This window comes from Actinomycetota bacterium, from assembly GCA_016700055.1.
Taxonomy (GTDB): Bacteria; Actinomycetota; Acidimicrobiia; order Acidimicrobiales; family Ilumatobacteraceae; genus Kalu-18.
This window is the reverse complement of record CP064997.1, coordinates 622,179-638,835: the sequence shown is the minus strand read 5'-3', so window position 1 is coordinate 638,835 and position 16,657 is coordinate 622,179. Positions and strand designations below refer to the sequence as shown.

Sequence of the window (16,657 nt, the reverse complement as noted above, 5' to 3'; positions counted from 1 at the left end):
TCTAATCCCTCCAGCGCCGAGCTTCGAGTGCGAGAGCATGGCGAGATGGAACGAGCTGCCGACGCGCACGACCTCGACGCGATGATCGAGAAGGTCGCCGGTGAGTCCGGGTTTGCCGGGGTGGTCCGCGTGGACGGGGTGGGCCCGGACACGATCGTGCATGCGTTCGGTTTCGCCGACCGAGGCCTCGCGGTTCCGGTTGCCCCGACCACACGGTTCAACCTGGCCAGTGGCACCAAAGGCTTCACCGCCCTCACGGTCGTCCGCCTCGTCGTGGACGGCGAGTTGTCGCTCGACACCACGGCGCGTTCGGTGCTCGGCACCGACCTACCGCTGGTCGACGACTCGGTGACCGTCGAGCATCTGCTCGCGCACCGCTCGGGGATCGGCGACTACTTCAACGAGTCCGCCGGGGGTGCTATCACCGACTACGTGATGGGGGTGCCGGTCCACGAGCTCGACGGCACGGAGGCCTATCTACGGGTTCTCGCCGGACACACCCAGGTGTTTCGTCCCGGCGAGCGGTTCGCCTACAACAACTCCGGGTTCGTGTTGCTCGCCCTGATCGCCGAGCGGGTCAGCGGTATCCGCTTCGAAGATCTCGTCTCGCGGTCGGTGTGCGTCCCGGCCGGTCTCGGTGCCACGGGTTTCGTGCGCAGCGACGAGCCGACCGGAGACATCGCGCATGGCTACCTCGACTCGGACGGGCTGCGCACGAACGTGCTGCACCTGCCGGTCATCGGCAGCGGGGACGGCGGCATCGTCAGCAGCGCCGAGGACGTCCACCGGTTGTGGGTCTCGCTCTTCGCCGGCCGCATCGTGCCGCTCGAGTGGGTGCAGCGCATGGTCGAACCCCGCAGCGTCCATCCGACGGGGTCGGCGCGCTACGGCCTCGGGTTCTGGCTGGCTCCGAATGGCCCGGCGGTGCAGCTCGAGGGCTACGACGCGGGCGCCTCGTTCCGCTCGACGCACGATCCGGCGCGCGGGCTGACGATGACCGTCATCTCGAACACGTCAGAGGCCGCCTGGCCGATGTGCATCCCGCTCGAGGTTGCGCTCGGTCTGCGCGACAGTTGACGATGCCTCGGATGGCTCCATGATTGGCCCGTATGGCTGACGCGATCGAGGCCCGGGCAACGGGACTGTCTTCGACAGAGGCTCGGGCGCGGCTGGATCGGGACGGGCCGAACGAGCTTCCGGCCCCACGGCGTCCGTCCGCCGCAGGCAGGTTCGCCCGGCAACTCGTGCACTTCTTCGCCGCCATGCTGTGGGTGGCCGGCGTGCTGGCCTTCGCCGCCGGCCTGCCCCAGCTCGGCGTGGCGATCTTCCTCGTCGTGTTGTTGAACGCGGTCTTCGCGTTCGTGCAGGAGAACCGCGCCGACCGGGCGGCGGAGCGTCTGCAGGCGCTGCTGCCGCGGCAGGTGACGGTGCGTCGTGACGGCCGCCGCGTGCGGGTCGAGGCGGCCGAGGTGGTGGTCGGCGATCTCCTGGTGTTCGAGTCCGGTGACCGCATCCCCGCCGACGCGACGGTGGGTGTCGGCCACAGCCTGCTCGTCGACACCTCGCTGCTGACCGGTGAGAGCGAGGCGACCGCAGTCGCGGCGGGCGAGAAGGTGTTCGCCGGCACGTTCGTGGTGGAGGGCGAAGGCGACGCCGTGGTCACGGGCACAGCTGCTTCGACGCGGCTCGCCGGCATCGCCCGCCTCACCACCATGGCCTCTTCCCGGAAGAGCCCGCTCAACCTCGAGCTCGACCGGGTGGTGCGGATGGTGGCGGTCATCGCCGTCGGAGTGGGCGGCCTGTTCTTCACCCTCGCCGTGCTTCTCGGCAATCCGGTCTCCGATGGGTTCGTGTTCGCCATCGGGGTCACCGTCGCCCTCGTGCCCGAAGCATTGCTGCCGACGGTCACGCTGTCGCTCGCCTGGGGCGCCGAGCAGATGGCCAAGCGGCAGGTGCTCGTGCGTCACCTCGACGCGGTCCAGACGCTCGGGTCGACCACGTTCATCTGCACCGACAAGACCGGGACGCTGACCTGCAACCAGATGACCGTCGTCCATGCGTGGACGCCGGCCGGTACCGCTGTCGCCAGCGAGCCGGGCTACGACCCGCGGAGTCCGGTTGACGTGTCCGATCCCGCTGCTCGTGCCGACGTCGAGCGCCTCGCCAGCGCGGCGGCGCGCTGCTCCGCGGGCTACGCGTACGAGGTGGACGGCGTCTGGTCGGCCCACGGCGACCCGATGGAGGCCGCGCTCGACGTGTTCGCCCGCCGCCTCGGCGTCGACACCGAGCACGACCGGGCGTCCGCTGTCACCGCGGCTCGCTTCCCGTTCGACCCGCGGCGCCGGCGCATGTCGGTGGTGTTCGACGGTGAGCTGCTCGTGAAGGGCGCGCCCGACGCCGTGCTGCCCTGCTGCGAAAACGGCGACGTCGCCGAGTCCGTGCTCGAGCAGCTCGCCGACCGGGGGCTGCGCGTGCTCGCGGTGGCCGGTCGACAGCTCGCCGGCCCGCTCCCGCGCTCGGCCGACGAAGCGGAACGGAACCTGCAGCTCTTCGGGCTGTCGGCAATGGAGGACCCGCCTCGCCCCGACGTCGGCAAGTCGATCGCCGCGTGCCGGCGGGCAGGCATCAAGGTGGCGATGATCACCGGCGACCACCCCGCGACCGCGGCCGCGATCGCGCGAGAAGTCGGGCTGCGCGAACCGACCGGCAGCGTCTTCGTCGGCGCCGATCTGCCGGCCGACGAGGCGGTGCTCGGCGCCCTCCTCGACCGCGACGGCGTCGTCGTGGCCAGGGTGTCGCCCGAGGACAAGCTGCGCATCGCTCGCGCCCTGCGTGCCCGTGGACACGTCGTGGCGATGACCGGCGACGGTGTCAACGACGGGCCCGCGCTGCACGAGGCCGACATCGGCATCGCCATGGGAGCCTCGGGCACGGACGTCGCCCGAGAGGCTGCCGATCTCGTGTTGCTCGACGACCGCTTCGCCTCGATCGTCGCCGGTGTCGAGCAGGGTCGCGGGGCGTTTCACAACATCCGCCGGTTCTTGACCTATCACCTGACCGACAACGTCGCCGAGCTCACGCCGTTCGTCGTGTGGGCGTTGTCCGGCGGGCGCTTCCCACTGGCCCTCGGCGTGCTGCAGATCCTTGCGCTCGACCTCGGAACCGACACCCTCTCCGCCGTTGCGCTCGGCGCCGAGCCCCCGCCGCAGAACACGCTCGATCGCCCCCCGGTCACCGGACGGCTGCTCAACCGCACCGTCGCCCGGCGAGCCTTCGCCAGGCTCGGACCGACAGAAGCGCTGGTGTCGATGACCGCGTTCGTCCTGTCGTTCGTCGCGGCCGGGTGGCGTCCCGGAGACCCGTTCCCGGAAGGAGACGTCGCCGCTGCCGCGTCAGGGGCGGCGTTCATGGCCGTCGTGTTCGGCCAGGCGGCCAACGCGTTCGCCTGCCGCAGCTCCACCCGGTGGCCGGGCGCGCTCGGGTGGACGTCGAACCGGCTGCTGATCCCGGCCGTCGGGGTGGGGGTGGCCGTTTCCCTCGCGGTGCTGCTGATCGACCCGATCGCCACCGAGCTCGAGCACGCCAACCCGTCACTCGTGGGGTGGGCGGTGGCCGCCGCGGCGATCCCAGCCGTGCTGGCGGTGGACGCGCTCGACAAGCACCGGCGACGGCGGTGAGGTCGTCGCGTCCGGCTGGTCGTAGTCATACCCCCGGGGGTATATAGTCGGTACATGAACTCGATCAGCACCGTCACCGCACTGTCGCCCGAGAACGCCGAGGCCGCTGTCCGCTCGGCTTTGGCCAACCAGGGCTTCGGTGTCCTCACCGAGATCGACGTCGCCGCCGTCTTCAAGGCCAAGCTCGGTGTCGAGCGGCCCTTCCTCAAGATCCTCGGTGCGTGCAATCCCGGGTTCGCGCAGCGCGCGCTGGAGCTCGACCCGTCGGTGAGCCTGCTCTTGCCGTGCAACGTCGTCGTCGAAGCCGTGGCCGGGGGAGTGATGGTCTCCGCCGTCGACCCGCTCGAGCTGATGGACGATCCGGCCTTCGCCGAGCTCGGCGGTGAGGTTTCGGCGCGGCTACGTCAGGCGATCGACGAGGTCGCCGACGCCGCGCCGGCTCAGCCGGTGTGACAGGGTTCCGGCATGCGACTTGAGGGGAAGACGGCCCTGATCACCGGGGGTGCGGGAGTCATCGGTCTTGCCGCTGCCCGACGGTTCCTCGCGGAAGGCGCTCGCGGGATCAGCCTGGTCGACGTCGATCGTGGACGACTCGACGAGGCGGTCGCCGAGCTCGATGCCGGCGACAGAGTGATCGGCGTGACCGCCGACGTGACCGACCCGGAGTCAGTTCGTGCGTACGCCGAGGCGACGGCGGCGGCCTTCGGCAAGGTCGACGTCTTCCTGAACAACGCCGGGATCGAAGGCGGGTTCGCCCCGGTGACCGACTTCCCCGACGAGATGTTCACGAAGGTGATGGAGGTCAACGTCACCGGTGTCTACCTCGGGGCGAAGTACGTCCTGCCGACGATGAACGACGGTGGCAGCATCGTGATCACGTCGTCGGTGGCGGGCCTTGCCGGCAGCCCGAACATGATCGCCTACGTCACCAGCAAGCATGCGGTGATCGGCACCATGCGCACCCTTGCCGTCGAATGCGCAGCCCGCGGGATCCGAGTGAACACGATCCACCCGGGCATGGTGAAGAGCGAGATGATGGATCGCCTCGCCGGGATGATGGGCGGCGGCGGCATCGATCCCCAAGCGGTGGCCGACCTGCTGAACACGAACGTCCCCTTCGGCCGCTTCGTGACCCCCGAAGAGGTCGTCGACGGCATGGTGTACCTGGCGAGCGACGACTCCCGGATGGTCACCGGTACCCAACTGGTAATCGACGGCGGGCTCACCGTCGCGTAGCCAACTTCGCCTCGAACAGGGGCCGCATCGTGAACCACGGATGCCCACGGTGCGAGGCGAGGTCGTCGTTGGCTTCCCAGGTCGCGAGGTCGACGAGGGCACGCAGCGCATGGGCGCGGTGTCCCCAGTCGAGCCGGGCGGCGTCGACGCGTAGGCCGCTGCGGTGTTGGTAGGTGCGCAGGAACCGCCTCGCAATCCGTCTGCCGATCACGCGAGTGCCGGCGCGCATCGGTGCAGAACCGCCGAGCGGAGGGTTCGCCAGCAGGAGATCGGTGAACGCCAGGTCGTAGTGCGGGTCGGCCAGCACCGACGAGGGCCAGTCGATCAGCGTCCACCGGTCACCGTCGACGAGCAGGTTGAGGGGGTGGAGGTCGCCGTGGCAGATGACTCGTGTCTCGTGCGCAGTGGCCGCCAGGCGTTCCGCCGCGGTCTGCAAGTCGGGACGCCCGACGGCCTCGGCGGCCGTAGCGAGTCGCCCCAAGAAGGCGACGATGTCGGCCTGGCGGACGTTGCCGGTGAGCTCGCGGCGCAACTCCTCCGGCGGGCACCGGTGGAGCGTGGCGGCGGCCTCGGCCAGCAGGTCGGGCAGCCTGCGCAGCAGACTGGCGGGCTGCGCGACGCGAAGTCCGGCGAACAGTGGCTGCCCAGGGGCGAAGTCCATCAAGCTCCACCCGCGATCGAGCTCGCTGCTCGGCGCCCCGGCACAGCGGATCGATGCCACCGGGAAGCCGCATCGCATCAGGTGGCGCTGCACGGCTGTCTCGTACGCAGCGGTGGCCGGTTCCGGCATGATCCGGGCGACGAGGCGTCCCTGCAGCTCGGCCGGCGGGTCGGCGAGCTCGACGACGTACATCTCCGCCCAGAAGCCACCGGTGAGCGGTTCGGGTCGGACGGCCCACGACAGCTCGGGTCGATTCGTCTGGCGACGCAGCGCGGCGAGCAAGGCGTCGGTCGTCGCGCCGTCGGGCATGCGCCAGGCTCGCGCGTCGCGCGGGCGACCGGCTCCAAGCCTCGACGGCCGCGTGATCGACGGTCTAGCCACGACACCCGCTTGGCCCGTCGCGCCCCGCCTCACGAGCGAGCTTCGCTCCCACCTTGGCTTCCTCCGATTCGCCGCGACACCCCACGTCTACGGTCGTCCCAGTCGGAATGACGCCCATGTAGTTTACGGAGGACCGGCCTATGCCCGGAGGAGAGCAATTGTCACTGTTAGCTGCCGACCAGTTCTCGGACGGCCCTCGAAGTAACCACGGCGAGGTCTTCACCCGCCGCTGGGTTGCCGAGTTGATCCTTGATCTGGCCGGCTACGAAGTCGGCGAATCGCTGGCCTCGAAGGTCGTGATCGAACCTTCGTGCGGAACCGGCGGCTTTCTCGTCCCGATCGTGGAGCGGCTGCTTCAGTCAGTGGGCGTCGAGCACATTGGCGACTGCCGCAGCCAAATCGCTGCCTTCGACCTTCTGCCAGCCAATGCCGAGCGCGCCCGCAAGGAGGTCGAGTCGCTGCTCGTTGACGCTGGCGTCCCAGTCGATGTGGCCACAGAGCTTGCGTCGACATGGGTGCGCGCCGGCGACTTCTTGCTCGACGAGCTGCCGGCGGGAGCCGACTTTGTGGTCGGCAATCCGCCCTACGTCCGTCTCGAGCAGGTCGATGTGGCGACGATGCAGGCATATCGCGCCGCGTGCACGACGATGCGCGGGCGCAGTGACCTCTACGTCGGGTTTTTCGAGCGTGGTCTATCGTTGCTAAGGCCAGGTGGAGCTCTCGCGTTCATCTGCGCCGACCGCTGGATGCACAACCAGTACGGGGCGGACCTCCGTGAGCTCATTACTCGCGACTACGCGGTCGACACTGTGGTGAAGATGCACGACGTCGACGCCTTCGAGCTCTGCGTGTCCGCGTACCCCGCAATCACCGTTCTACGACGCGCGCCGCAGACCCGCGTCGTCATCGCCGACACCACCCCGACGTTCGGTCCGGCGAACGTGGCTACGTTCAAGCGATGGGTCGGCGAGCCCAAGGCGACCAACCGCTCCACGAAGGACTTCGCCGCCGCGAAGCTCACGAGCTGGTCCTCAGGACGAGATCACTGGCCCGCCGGCTCACCCGAAGCTCTCGCCCTAGTAGCTCAGCTCGAGCGCGAGTTTCCCACCCTCGAGGACCCGCAGACCGGCACCAAGGTGGGAATCGGCATCGCCACGGGTGCTGACGATGTGTTCATCACAACGGACACGGAGCTAGTGGAACAGCAGCGACTGCTTCCGCTGCTACGGGCGCGCGACATCGTCACAGGAGCTGTCCGCTGGTCGGGCGAATACCTCATCAACCCGTGGGACGAGGGGGGACTTGTCGACCTGGCTGCGCACCCTCGACTCGCCGCCCATCTCGACCGTCATAGCCTGGCTGTACGAAGCCGCCATGTCGCTCGACGGCGGCCCGACGAGTGGTTTCGGACCATCGATCGCGTGACGCCGGGCCTCCAACATCAGCGCAAGCTCCTGCTCCCGGATATCAAGGCCGCCTCGCACCCCGTCCTCGATGATGGGAGCTACTACCCGCACCACAACCTGTACGTCGTCACGTCCGCCAGATGGGATCTTGAAGTGCTCGGCGGGCTCCTGTTATCCGACGTTACGAACCTCTTCGTCGGCACCTACTGCGTGAAGATGCGCGGCGGCTGCTACCGCTTCCAGGCGCAATACCTCCGCAAGATCCGTGTCCCGCCACCCGGCGATATCGGGCCCGCGGCAGCGGAGGAACTCGCAGCGGCCTTCCGGGCTCGCGATCGCTCGAAAGCGACCGAGGTCGCCGCGGCGCTCTACTGCATCGACCCTATGGCACTTCGCCGTGCGGGTAACCCGTGACCGACCCGGTTTCCCAGGTGACAGCAGCATCTACTCCGGTCGCCGTACCGATCGGGAGGCGCACCAGCACTCTCGTCGCCACGAATCCCCGCTGCAGGCCGCTCTACGACCTGTACCAGCGGGCTAGAGCGGATGGAGCCCAGAGTTGGAACCAGGTCGAGGCTGGATTCCTCGAGGCGATGTCGGCGTTCGACGCTTCCGTTGCCGCGACCGCGGGGCGAACCGACATGGCCGACGCGGAGAAGTCCCAGCTGTCCGCAGATCTGCAGAACGGCAAGGGCGACTTCTTCAACGACTTTCTCGCACTGCTGCTCGAGAACTGCTCCGGCGTGGAGACCCTCTACATCCGCAACCTCGTGCCCGGCCTCATCGTCCGCAAGCACAACCTCGACGGGGTGTACCCGGCGACGGGTCCTGTCGAGTTCCTGCTCGAAGCCAAGATGACGGGCACCCCGCGGCACGTCAACAGCCCCCGGCAAGGTCCAAGCGGCAGGCCCGGCTCCGCCGATCTCGACAAGCGTGTGAAGGAGCTGGCGTTCAAATCGATCGACCTGAAAGGTGAGTACAGCCGACTTCGCACTGCCGAGGGGGTCGGCACGTCTACCGGGCCGGCCGGTGGTGACCTCACGACCTGGCTGAGATCGACCAATCCGAAGATCTACTTCTTCATGGCGGTGCGGGTGATCAGCGAGGCGGACTTCTTGCGGACGGTCCAATGGGCACATACCGCTCAGCAGGTAGTCGATTCCGTAGGCGTCTACTGCTACGAGCCCGATGGCCGCTCGCAGCCCAGCTATCGACGTAGAGGTGGCGTGCCCGCAGATCTCGAGCTCGAACGCATCCTCTACCGTGCATGCACCGATCTGCGCGCAATCGCCCGAAGGGACTAGCTCGATGGAGAACAAGTCCGGCACGTCGCCGAACGACGACGCATCTGCCGCTCAGCTCATCGACGCGAGGATCGACGAGCTCGGCGACTGGCGCGGCGAGATGCTGGCCCGCGTCCGCTCGCTGGTCCAGCAAGCGGTCCCCGACGTGGTCGAGGAGTGGAAGTGGCGAGGTGTACCCGTGTGGTCACGCGGCGGGATCCTCTGCACCGGCGAGACGTACAAGTCGGTGGTGAAGCTGACGTTCGCCAAGGGGGCGTCCCTGGAGGACCCCACCGGCCTCTTCAACTCGAGCCTCGAAGGGAACACCAGGCGAGCGATCGACATCCACGAGGGCGAATCGCTCGACGAGAAGGCCCTTCAGGAGCTGATCCGCGCCGCCGCCACCCTGAACTCATCGCGCAAGCCGCCGCGTTCTCGGTCGGATTTGTGACACATAGCGCGACTCATCCGACCGAGAACTTGAGGGCAGGACGGACTCGGCGGCGCGATAAATACAGCGGACACTAGAAATACCTCTGCTGGGCGGGTAGGCTGGGCGCCAACTCCTCACCTGGAAGAAGGGCGACGATGCAAACCTCGCTTCGCATTGACGGGGCCAACTGCCCGAACTGCTTCAACGAGACGCTCGATGCCCTCGCGCTCGTCGAAGGGGTCCGAGAGGTGCACGGATCGATCGACGGGCCGTGCATCGAGATCGACCACGACGCCGCCGCGCTCGATGTGATCGTCGGGACCGTGCGCAACCGGCTGCATGGCATCGAGATGTTCTCCAACGAGATCCGGATGGTGCCTCTCGACCCGGTCGCGACGTCGACGTGCATCCATCACCGAGACGCCCCGCACTACATCGACCCGGCGATGACGCTCGGCGACATCGTCACGCTCCACCCGTCGCTGGCCGCCGAACTCGAGCGGCTTGGCCTCGACTACTGCTGCCACGGCGCGCGGACACTCGCCGAGTCGGCTGATGACGTGGGCCTCGACCCACAAGTGGTCGCCGACGAGCTGTCGGCCGCCCGTGTCGACGAACCGCCGGCTGCTTGGGCCTCGCTCGGCCCAGCCGACCTGATCGACCACATCGAGACCGTCCACCACGGCTACCTGTGGGCCGAGCTCTCGCGCATCAGCGCGCTGGTCGACAAGATCGTCACGGTCCACGGTGAACGGCACCCCGAACTGGCCGAGGTCCAGCACCTCTACAACCAGTTGCGCGCCGACCTCGAACCGCATCTGGTCCAGGAGGAGCAGGTCCTGTTCCCCGAGATCCGTCGATTCGCGGCCGCATCGCCCGGGCAGCGAGCCGACGTCGCCGAGCTGGCCGAGCAGTTCGACCAGCTCGCGGACGAGCACGAGACGGTCGGTGGCCTGCTCGAGCAGCTGCGGGCCGTGACCGGCGGCTATGTCGTCCCGGAGGACGGGTGCGCCACCTATGTCGCCAGCTATCGAGCGCTGGCCGAGCTAGAGGCTGACACGCACCTGCACGTGCACAAGGAGAGCAACGTGCTGATCCCCGCCCTGCGCAGGGGATGAAGGCTGCGGCCAAGCCCTCGCGTTCTCGGTCGGATTTGTGACACATAGCGCGACTGATCCGACCGAGAACGCGAGCGTGAGTACCAAGTAGGGCGTCAGCCCCGGTCGCTCAGGTCGTATTCGGCCATGTAGTACGGGTGGTCTGCATCGAACGTCGTCAGTTGCTGGGGCTCGGCCACGCGCCCGATCGGGCGGACGTCGCTGCCGATGCGTTCGAGCCGTGCGTCGCCGAGCGAGTTGCGCGCCCTCTCCGCCCGCTCCGTGAGGTCACGGACCACGTCGGGCCTGGCATCGGCGACGTCGGTCGTCTCCGCGATGTCGGTGTCGAGGTCGTAGAGCTCGCACATCTCGATCCCGCGCTTCGCGAAGTGCAGCTTCCACCGGCCGACACGGATCGCTTCCAGGTCGTTCATCCAGTAGTAGAGGAACTCGTCGAGCGGTGAGGTCGCCGACTCGTCGACCAGCAGCGAGGTGATGTCGCGACCGTCGATGGTGCGATCGTCGGGCACGCGAGCCCCGCAGCACGCGGCGAGCGTGGGGTACAGATCGAGCGACGACACGACCGTGTCGCTCACCCGGCCTGGGGCGATCCGGCAGGGCCAACGCACGATGGCCGGCACCCGCTGGCCACCTTCCCACGTCTGGCCCTTGTGCCCGCGCAGTGGTTCGTTGCTGCCACCGAGCAGGCTGCCGTCACCGCCCACGGGCGCAGGGTTGTTGCCGAGCGAGCCGTTGTCGCTCGTGAAGATCACGATCGTGTCGTCACCCAGGCCGAGCGCGTCGAGCTCGTGCACCAGCGCCGCCGTCGCCCAATCGATCGCCTCGACCGCGGCGCCGTAGGGGCCGTTTCGTGACGTGTCGGCGAAGCGCGGCTGCACGTAGATCGGGGTGTGCACGTACATGTGGGCGAAGTAGAGGAAGAACGGCTCGTGCCCGCCCGAACGCATGAAACGGACGGCCTCCGTGACGTACCGCTCGGTCAGCGACGCCTGATCCGGCTGCTGTTCGATCACCTCGTCGTCGTTCATCAGCGGGAGCGGGGGCATCTCGGGGAAGAACGACGGTGTATCGACCTGACGCCCCATGTCGTTGCTGTACGGAAGGCCGAAGTAGTGGTCGAAACCGTGGTTCGTCGGCAGGAACTCCGGCTGGTCGCCGCAGTGCCACTTTCCGATCATCTGGGTGCGGTACCCGGCGGCCGAGAGCATCGCCGCGAGGCTGATCTCCGACGGCGGCAGGCCGAGGGCATGACCGGGAAACAGCACCGGGAACCCGTCGAACGACCCGAAACCGATCCGCGGTGGGTAGCAGCCGGTCAGCATCGCGCCACGCGACGGTGAGCACACCGGCGATGCCATGTAGAAGGAGGTGAAGCGTAGTCCTTCCGCGGCCAGCCGATCGATCGCCGGTGTCGCGTTGAGCGTCGAGCCGTAGCAGCCGAGATCGCCGTAGCCGAGGTCGTCGCAGTTGATGAGTACGACGTTCGGTCGCCGCCGCCGCTCAGCGTTCCCGTCGGCTCCGCTCGCGTTCTCGGCCACGCCGCACGGTAACGCGCTCGGGGGTTTCGGCGTTCGACGAGATGTGTGTCGAGAACGCGAGTAGGTTGGTCGCCCGTCGGATGTGCTCCGACGCGTGACACGGAGGATCCGCCATGCCGCTCGGCCCCATCGAAGTCCTGATGATCTCGTTCCCCGGCAACCAGTTCAATGGCCAGATCATCCCGGAGATCACCCGGCTGATCGAACAGAACACGATCAACGTCGTCGACGCGCTGCTGATCTTGAAAGATGCCGACGGCGAGGTCACCTTCCTCGAGTTCGACCAGCTCGATGCCGACGACGACGTCGCGCGGCTCGCCAGTCTGTTCGGCGAGGAGAACGCGTTCATCTCCGACGACGACGTGCGCGAGTTCGCCGCCGGCCTCGAGCCGAACTGCTCGGCTGGGCTCCTCGTGATCGAGCACGCTTGGTCGAAGCCGCTGCGTGACGCGATCGCCGACTCCGGCGGCGAGCTCGCCCTGAGCTTCCGGGTGCCCGGCGCCGTCATCGACGAGATCGTCGCGTCGGCCTGAACCGATCGATCAAACCCGACCAACGACCGAGGAGGACATGACAGATGCGTCGAAGAATGGGACGCCCAGGACTAGTGGGCACGATGGCGCGCACCGCCGTCGTGGTAGGTACGGCCAACGCGGTCACCGCGAAGTCGCAACAGAAGCAAGCTGCAGCGGCGAATGCGCAGCAGTCGCAGGCTGCAGCCCAGCAAGCAGCCTTCCAGGCCCAGGCCGACACCGCCGAGATGCAGGCGCAGATGGCGGCGATGCAGGCGCAGCTGGCAGCCCAGCAGATGCCACCGCCGGCGGCCCCTGCCGCTGCGGCCCCCGCTCCTGCACCGGCGCCGGCGGCTCCAGCAGCTGGCGGGAACGACATGATGGCGCAGCTGCAGCAGCTGGCCGACATGCGCGCCAACGGGCTGCTGTCCGACGACGAGTTCGCCGCGGCGAAAGCGCGGCTGCTGGCCGGCTGAGCTGCGGGCCGCGCGCTCGAACATCGCGGGCCTTATCGTGCGGGAGCGCCGGATGGGCCGGCGTCTCCCGACGGAGGGCTCGTCGTGCTTCTTCAGGCGATCGGTACCGTGTTGCCAGCAGCTCTGGCGATCGCGCTCAGCCCGTTCCCGGTCATCGGCATCGTGCTCGTCCTGGCCGGACCGCACGGTCGTCTCAACGGCCCGCTGTTCACCCTCGGCTGGCTCGTCGGCCTGTCGGTGGTGACCGCCGTCGTCGCGATCGTGTTCGGCGGTGCGGACGATCCCGATAGCACCTCGTCGGCAATCGCCGACTGGGGACGCGTGGTCGCGGGAGCGACGCTTGTCGGCCTGGGGATACGGAAGTGGTGGCATCGACCGCGACCCGGCGATGTCGTGGACGCTCCTACCTGGATGTCGTCACTCGACACGGCGGGGCCCGGCAAGGCATTGGTGCTCGGCGCGTTGCTGGCAGGCGCCAATCCGAAGAACTTCGTGCTCGCCGCCGCCGCCGCGACGTCGGTCGTCGAGACCGGGGTGCACGGCACACAACTCGTCGTGGCTGTCGTCGTGTTCGTGGCGGTCGGCTCGTGCACGGTCGTCGGCGCGGTCGTGGTCCGCTTGCTCGGCGGGCAGCGGGGGGTGTCGTTGCTCGACAGCGTGCGCGGGTTCATGGTGGCGAACAGCACCGTGATCACGGTCTTCGTCCTGTTGATCCTGGGCGCCAAGGTGCTCGGCGACGGTCTCATCGGACTCGGCCGGTAACCTCTGCCCCCGCACCCTCCCGGAGCACCGATGCCTGAGCTCGCCAACCCGCCCGAAGTGCTCTTCGTCTGCGTCCACAACGCTGGACGATCACAGATGGCCGCCGCGCTCCTTCGGCACCATGCCGGTGATCGGATCATCGTCCGCTCCGCTGGCACCGCACCCGCCGACCGCATCAACCCCGCCGTCGTCGAAGCCATGAACGAGATCGGGATCGACCTGCACGCCGATGGGGCGACGCCGAAGAAGCTCACCGACTCTGCCGTCGAGGCCTCCGATGTCGTCATCACCATGGGCTGCGGCGACGAATGCCCGTTCTATCCCGGCAAGCGATACCTCGATTGGAAGCTGGAAGACCCCGCCGGGCAAGGGCTCGACGCCGTCCGCGTCATCCGCGACCAGATCGACGACCTCGTCAGGCAACTCGTCGACGAACTCGCCCCCACCCAGGCTTAGCTGCGCAGGAAGGCGAGGACGGCCAGCACACGCCGGTGCTCGCGTTCGTCCAGCTCGAGGCCGAGCTTCAAGAAGATGCTGCGGACGTGCGCCTCGATCGTCTTGACGCTGAGGTGCAGTGTCTCGGACAGGGCGCTGTTGGAGAGACCCTGGGCCATCAGCGCCAGCACGGAACGCTCGCGCGGTGTGAGTGTGTCGATGGGGTCGTGCTGGCGCTGGCGGGCGACGAGCCGGCGCACGAGTTCAGGGTCGATGATGATGTCGCCGGCGGCCACCCGCTTCACGTCGTTGCGGAACCCGGCCAGGTCGCTCACCCGGTCCTTCAGGAGATACCCGACACCGCGCTCGAAGTCGTTCATCAGGCGCAAGGCATGGTGGGCTTCGACGTACTGGGACAGCAGCAGCAGGCCGACCTCGGGAGCGATCTGTCGGATGAGCGTTGCTGCCTCTAGCCCCTCGGCGGAGAAGTTCGGAGGCATACGTAGGTCGATGACGGCGACGTCGGGTCGGCTCTGCGCGACGAGATCGACCAGCGAGTCGACGTCGCCGGCGAGGCCGACGACTTCGAAGCCGGATTCGCCCAGGATGCGGGCGACACCTTCGCGGAACAGCACCGAGTCGTCGGCGATCGCGACGCGGGTCACGTTGAAGCGCTCGGGATCTGCACGCTGAGGCGAGTGCCCCCGCCGGGCGGGCTGTCGAGGACGAAGCTGCCGCCGAGCGAGGTGACTCGATCGATGAGACCACCGAGGCCGGTGCCGAGCGCGGCGCCGCCGCAACCGTTGTCGCTGACCTCGACGTCGAGTGTGGAGCCGTTGTCGACGACCCGGACCGTGGCCCGTGTCGCACGACTGTGTCGGGCGGAGTTCGTCAATGCCTCGCTGGCGACGAAGTAGGCCGTGGCCTCGGCTTGGGGCGCAGCTCGGCCGGGGAGTTCGACGTCCAGCTCGACGGGGAGTGGCGACCGATCGGCGAGCGAAGCCAACGCGGCGGCCAGGCCGTCGTTGGTGAGCACCGATGGGTGGATCCCGCGGGCGAGCTCGCGTAGTTCGGCCGTCGCCTCCATCAGCTGGTGGCGAGCGGCCTGCGCAGCATCGGAGAGCTCGGGATCGCCGTGTTGCTCGGCGCGTTCGACGACGCGTCCCAGCTCCATGCCGACGACGACGAGGCGGTGCTGGGCTCCGTCGTGCAGATCGCGTTCGATCCGGCGGCGGGCCTCGTCTTCCGCGGCGACGACGCGGGTCGCGGCCGATTGCACCTCACGCACCAACGACTCGTACGACGCTTCGACGATCGCGGCGCCGCAGGCAATCGGAATGAACGTGGCCGTCAGCAGCCCGGCCTGAGGCGAACCTGCGAGGACCAAACCACCGACGAGCGCGACGACGCTCATCGCGGCCGAGGCGACGAGCCACCGCAGTTGGCGGGCTTCGGCGGGGGACGCTCGCCGGTACCGGGTGACCACGCACGCCACCCACACCAACTGGAACGCGGTGAACACCACCGGCAACGCCCGCTCGAAGATCTTCTCGGCCGTGTCGGCTCCCCCCAGTTGGAACGGGTGATCGGCCACGATGCCGGCACGGTCGTAGTCGACGGGCCACAGCGCCGACATCAACGCCAGCGCCGATCCGAATATGACCATCACCCGAAACGTCACCCGCCAGGGGCGGCCCGGCAGCCAACCGTCCGGGAACGACATGATCGTCAGACCGACGAGCACGAGCACCAACGGGAGTGTCCAGACGCCGAGCCAGGCGATCCACTGCGCAGCCTCTCTCCCGATGCCTGGATTCGGCTGACCGCCCACCTGCCTGCCGAGGAAGACCACCGCCTGCGCCGCACCGGTGGCGAGAAACAACATCGCCTCGCGCTGGCCGGGACGGTGGCGCAGCACGATCTCGCCGACCACCGCGAACGACAGCGCCAGCAGACCGTTGTGCAGGTTGTCGCCCGGCGACCCGGCGAGAAACCCGACGACGACGATCGCGACCGTCGCTCCGGGGATCAAACTCATCCGCCGCACCAGCAGATGTTGGCAGAACCCAGTAGCGACGGCTTCGGGGTTAACCCTCGAAGAGTCGCAGCGTTCACCCCGATGCGAGGCGCGACGTCGCCGTGGACACTTCCCGCATGACTTTGCTCGATGTCACGGACATCTCCTCGACGACCCGTCGAACCCCGACCGATCTTCTGCTGACTGGCGCGCTGGTAGTCGCGCCCCTTCTGTACCTCACCGCTGACGCGATGTACGCGGTGCGCGGGTGGGACGACGCCGATGCCGCGGGCGTTCATGTGCTCGGCGCGATCGCCTACGCCTTCGTCCTCGTGCGCCTCGCCAGTTGGGCCACCGGGTGGCTGGCTGCTGCCACGTTGTTCGTCGGCATCGTCGGTGCCTGCGGCAACGTGGCCTACGGCTTCAACACGATTCACGTCTCCCTCGGCGCCGTCGATCTCGTCGACACCGACGGTGTCGGCGCCATCATCAAACCGCTCGGGCTGTTCTGCCCAGCAGGATTCGTCCTCGGCGCCATCGTGCTCGCCCGCATCGGGCAACGCGTCCCGGCGTGGCTCGTCGGCGTTGCCGGCGTCGCCTGGCCGGTCGCCCATATCCGCAACGTCGGTTGGCTCGCAATCCTGGTGAACGTCTGTCTCGTCCTCGGCCTCGTCCCGCTCGCCTTCAGGCGGACCGATGCACCCGCTCGCGCGCCGCGGTGA

Annotated in this window: 17 protein-coding genes; 13 read left to right on the top strand and 4 right to left on the bottom strand. The window is 68.3% G+C overall.

Annotation, left to right across the window (positions count from 1 at the left end; genetic code table 11):
* Window positions 1-45 precede the first annotated feature (45 nt).
* From IPM43_03110 to IPM43_03095, 4 genes are read left to right on the top strand one after another with little or no spacing between them, the layout of a single operon-like run.
* Window positions 46-1,077: a beta-lactamase family protein gene (locus IPM43_03110; GenBank protein QQS25384.1), complete on the top strand. Its 1,032-nt coding sequence runs from the start codon at window positions 46-48 to the stop codon at window positions 1,075-1,077.
* A gap of 32 nt (window positions 1,078-1,109) precedes the next feature.
* Entirely contained in the window at window positions 1,110-3,677 is a 2,568-nt protein-coding gene (locus IPM43_03105) for a cation-transporting P-type ATPase (GenBank protein ID QQS25383.1), read from the top strand.
* Window positions 3,678-3,731: 54 nt separating this feature from the next.
* Window positions 3,732-4,130 carry a DUF302 domain-containing protein gene (locus tag IPM43_03100; GenBank protein ID QQS25382.1) on the top strand — a complete coding sequence of 133 codons (399 nt, stop codon included), beginning with the start codon at window positions 3,732-3,734 and terminating at the stop codon, window positions 4,128-4,130.
* 12 nt (window positions 4,131-4,142) lie between these two features.
* Window positions 4,143-4,913 carry an SDR family oxidoreductase gene (locus IPM43_03095; protein QQS25381.1) on the top strand — a complete coding sequence of 257 codons (771 nt, stop codon included), beginning with the start codon at window positions 4,143-4,145 and terminating at the stop codon, window positions 4,911-4,913.
* Here IPM43_03095 and IPM43_03090 read toward each other — a convergent pair.
* Entirely contained in the window at window positions 4,900-5,883 is a 984-nt protein-coding gene (locus tag IPM43_03090) for a phosphotransferase (GenBank protein ID QQS25380.1), read from the bottom strand. The two genes, IPM43_03095 and IPM43_03090, sit on opposite strands and share 14 nt — an antisense overlap.
* Before the next feature lie 212 nt (window positions 5,884-6,095).
* Here IPM43_03090 and IPM43_03085 point away from each other — a divergent pair, with 212 nt between their 5' ends.
* From IPM43_03085 to IPM43_03070, 4 genes are all read left to right on the top strand, one after another.
* Window positions 6,096-7,775: an N-6 DNA methylase gene (locus IPM43_03085; protein QQS25379.1), complete on the top strand. Its 1,680-nt coding sequence runs from the start codon at window positions 6,096-6,098 to the stop codon at window positions 7,773-7,775.
* 179 nt (window positions 7,776-7,954) lie between these two features.
* Window positions 7,955-8,665 carry a hypothetical protein gene (locus IPM43_03080; protein QQS25378.1) on the top strand — a complete coding sequence of 237 codons (711 nt, stop codon included), beginning with the start codon at window positions 7,955-7,957 and terminating at the stop codon, window positions 8,663-8,665.
* Window positions 8,666-8,669: 4 nt separating this feature from the next.
* Window positions 8,670-9,095, top strand: coding sequence for a DUF1801 domain-containing protein (locus IPM43_03075; GenBank protein QQS25377.1), 426 nt, complete (start codon window positions 8,670-8,672; stop codon window positions 9,093-9,095).
* A gap of 137 nt (window positions 9,096-9,232) precedes the next feature.
* Window positions 9,233-10,195: a DUF542 domain-containing protein gene (locus tag IPM43_03070; protein QQS25376.1), complete on the top strand. Its 963-nt coding sequence runs from the start codon at window positions 9,233-9,235 to the stop codon at window positions 10,193-10,195.
* A 95-nt stretch (window positions 10,196-10,290) separates the two neighbouring features.
* Here the strand turns inward: IPM43_03070 and IPM43_03065 are convergent, their stop codons facing one another.
* Entirely contained in the window at window positions 10,291-11,733 is a 1,443-nt protein-coding gene (locus IPM43_03065; GenBank protein QQS25375.1) for a sulfatase, read from the bottom strand.
* A gap of 113 nt (window positions 11,734-11,846) precedes the next feature.
* On the opposite strand from IPM43_03065, the gene IPM43_03060 reads away from it, so the two are divergent.
* From IPM43_03060 to IPM43_03045, 4 genes are all read left to right on the top strand, one after another.
* Entirely contained in the window at window positions 11,847-12,266 is a 420-nt protein-coding gene (locus IPM43_03060) for a hypothetical protein (protein ID QQS25374.1), read from the top strand.
* Between the two features lie 56 nt (window positions 12,267-12,322).
* Window positions 12,323-12,721, top strand: a complete 399-nt coding sequence (locus IPM43_03055) for an SHOCT domain-containing protein (GenBank protein QQS25373.1) — start codon at window positions 12,323-12,325, stop codon at window positions 12,719-12,721.
* A gap of 108 nt (window positions 12,722-12,829) precedes the next feature.
* Window positions 12,830-13,483: a GAP family protein gene (locus IPM43_03050; protein ID QQS25372.1), complete on the top strand. Its 654-nt coding sequence runs from the start codon at window positions 12,830-12,832 to the stop codon at window positions 13,481-13,483.
* A gap of 30 nt (window positions 13,484-13,513) precedes the next feature.
* Window positions 13,514-13,939, top strand: a complete 426-nt coding sequence (locus IPM43_03045) for an arsenate reductase ArsC (GenBank protein ID QQS25371.1) — start codon at window positions 13,514-13,516, stop codon at window positions 13,937-13,939.
* On the opposite strand, the gene IPM43_03040 is transcribed toward IPM43_03045, so the two are convergent.
* Entirely contained in the window at window positions 13,936-14,583 is a 648-nt protein-coding gene (locus IPM43_03040) for a response regulator transcription factor (protein ID QQS25370.1), read from the bottom strand. The genes IPM43_03045 and IPM43_03040 overlap by 4 nt on opposite strands.
* Window positions 14,580-15,956, bottom strand: coding sequence for a hypothetical protein (locus tag IPM43_03035; protein QQS25369.1), 1,377 nt, complete (start codon window positions 15,954-15,956; stop codon window positions 14,580-14,582). Before IPM43_03035 ends, IPM43_03040 begins: the two co-directional genes overlap by 4 nt.
* A gap of 116 nt (window positions 15,957-16,072) precedes the next feature.
* Here IPM43_03035 and IPM43_03030 point away from each other — a divergent pair, with 116 nt between their 5' ends.
* Complete coding sequence (locus IPM43_03030) at window positions 16,073-16,657, top strand: hypothetical protein (GenBank protein ID QQS25368.1); 585 nt, start codon at window positions 16,073-16,075, stop codon at window positions 16,655-16,657.

Excerpts from the sequence above, each read along its gene's own strand:
- IPM43_03110 (QQS25384.1), top strand. The coding sequence starts at position 46 with ATGGAACGAGCTGCCGACGCGCACGACCTCGACGCGATGATCGAGAAG.
- IPM43_03105 (QQS25383.1), top strand. The coding sequence starts at position 1,110 with ATGGCTGACGCGATCGAGGCCCGGGCAACGGGACTGTCTTCGACAGAG.
- IPM43_03100 (QQS25382.1), top strand. The coding sequence starts at position 3,732 with ATGAACTCGATCAGCACCGTCACCGCACTGTCGCCCGAGAACGCCGAG.
- IPM43_03095 (QQS25381.1), top strand. The coding sequence starts at position 4,143 with ATGCGACTTGAGGGGAAGACGGCCCTGATCACCGGGGGTGCGGGAGTC.
- IPM43_03090 (QQS25380.1), bottom strand. The coding sequence starts at position 5,883 with ATGCCCGACGGCGCGACGACCGACGCCTTGCTCGCCGCGCTGCGTCGC.
- IPM43_03085 (QQS25379.1), top strand. The coding sequence starts at position 6,096 with ATGCCCGGAGGAGAGCAATTGTCACTGTTAGCTGCCGACCAGTTCTCG.
- IPM43_03080 (QQS25378.1), top strand. The coding sequence starts at position 7,955 with ATGTCGGCGTTCGACGCTTCCGTTGCCGCGACCGCGGGGCGAACCGAC.
- IPM43_03075 (QQS25377.1), top strand. The coding sequence starts at position 8,670 with ATGGAGAACAAGTCCGGCACGTCGCCGAACGACGACGCATCTGCCGCT.
- IPM43_03070 (QQS25376.1), top strand. The coding sequence starts at position 9,233 with ATGCAAACCTCGCTTCGCATTGACGGGGCCAACTGCCCGAACTGCTTC.
- IPM43_03060 (QQS25374.1), top strand. The coding sequence starts at position 11,847 with ATGCCGCTCGGCCCCATCGAAGTCCTGATGATCTCGTTCCCCGGCAAC.
- IPM43_03055 (QQS25373.1), top strand. The coding sequence starts at position 12,323 with ATGGGACGCCCAGGACTAGTGGGCACGATGGCGCGCACCGCCGTCGTG.
- IPM43_03045 (QQS25371.1), top strand. The coding sequence starts at position 13,514 with ATGCCTGAGCTCGCCAACCCGCCCGAAGTGCTCTTCGTCTGCGTCCAC.
- IPM43_03035 (QQS25369.1), bottom strand. The coding sequence starts at position 15,956 with ATGAGTTTGATCCCCGGAGCGACGGTCGCGATCGTCGTCGTCGGGTTT.
- IPM43_03030 (QQS25368.1), top strand. The coding sequence starts at position 16,073 with ATGACTTTGCTCGATGTCACGGACATCTCCTCGACGACCCGTCGAACC.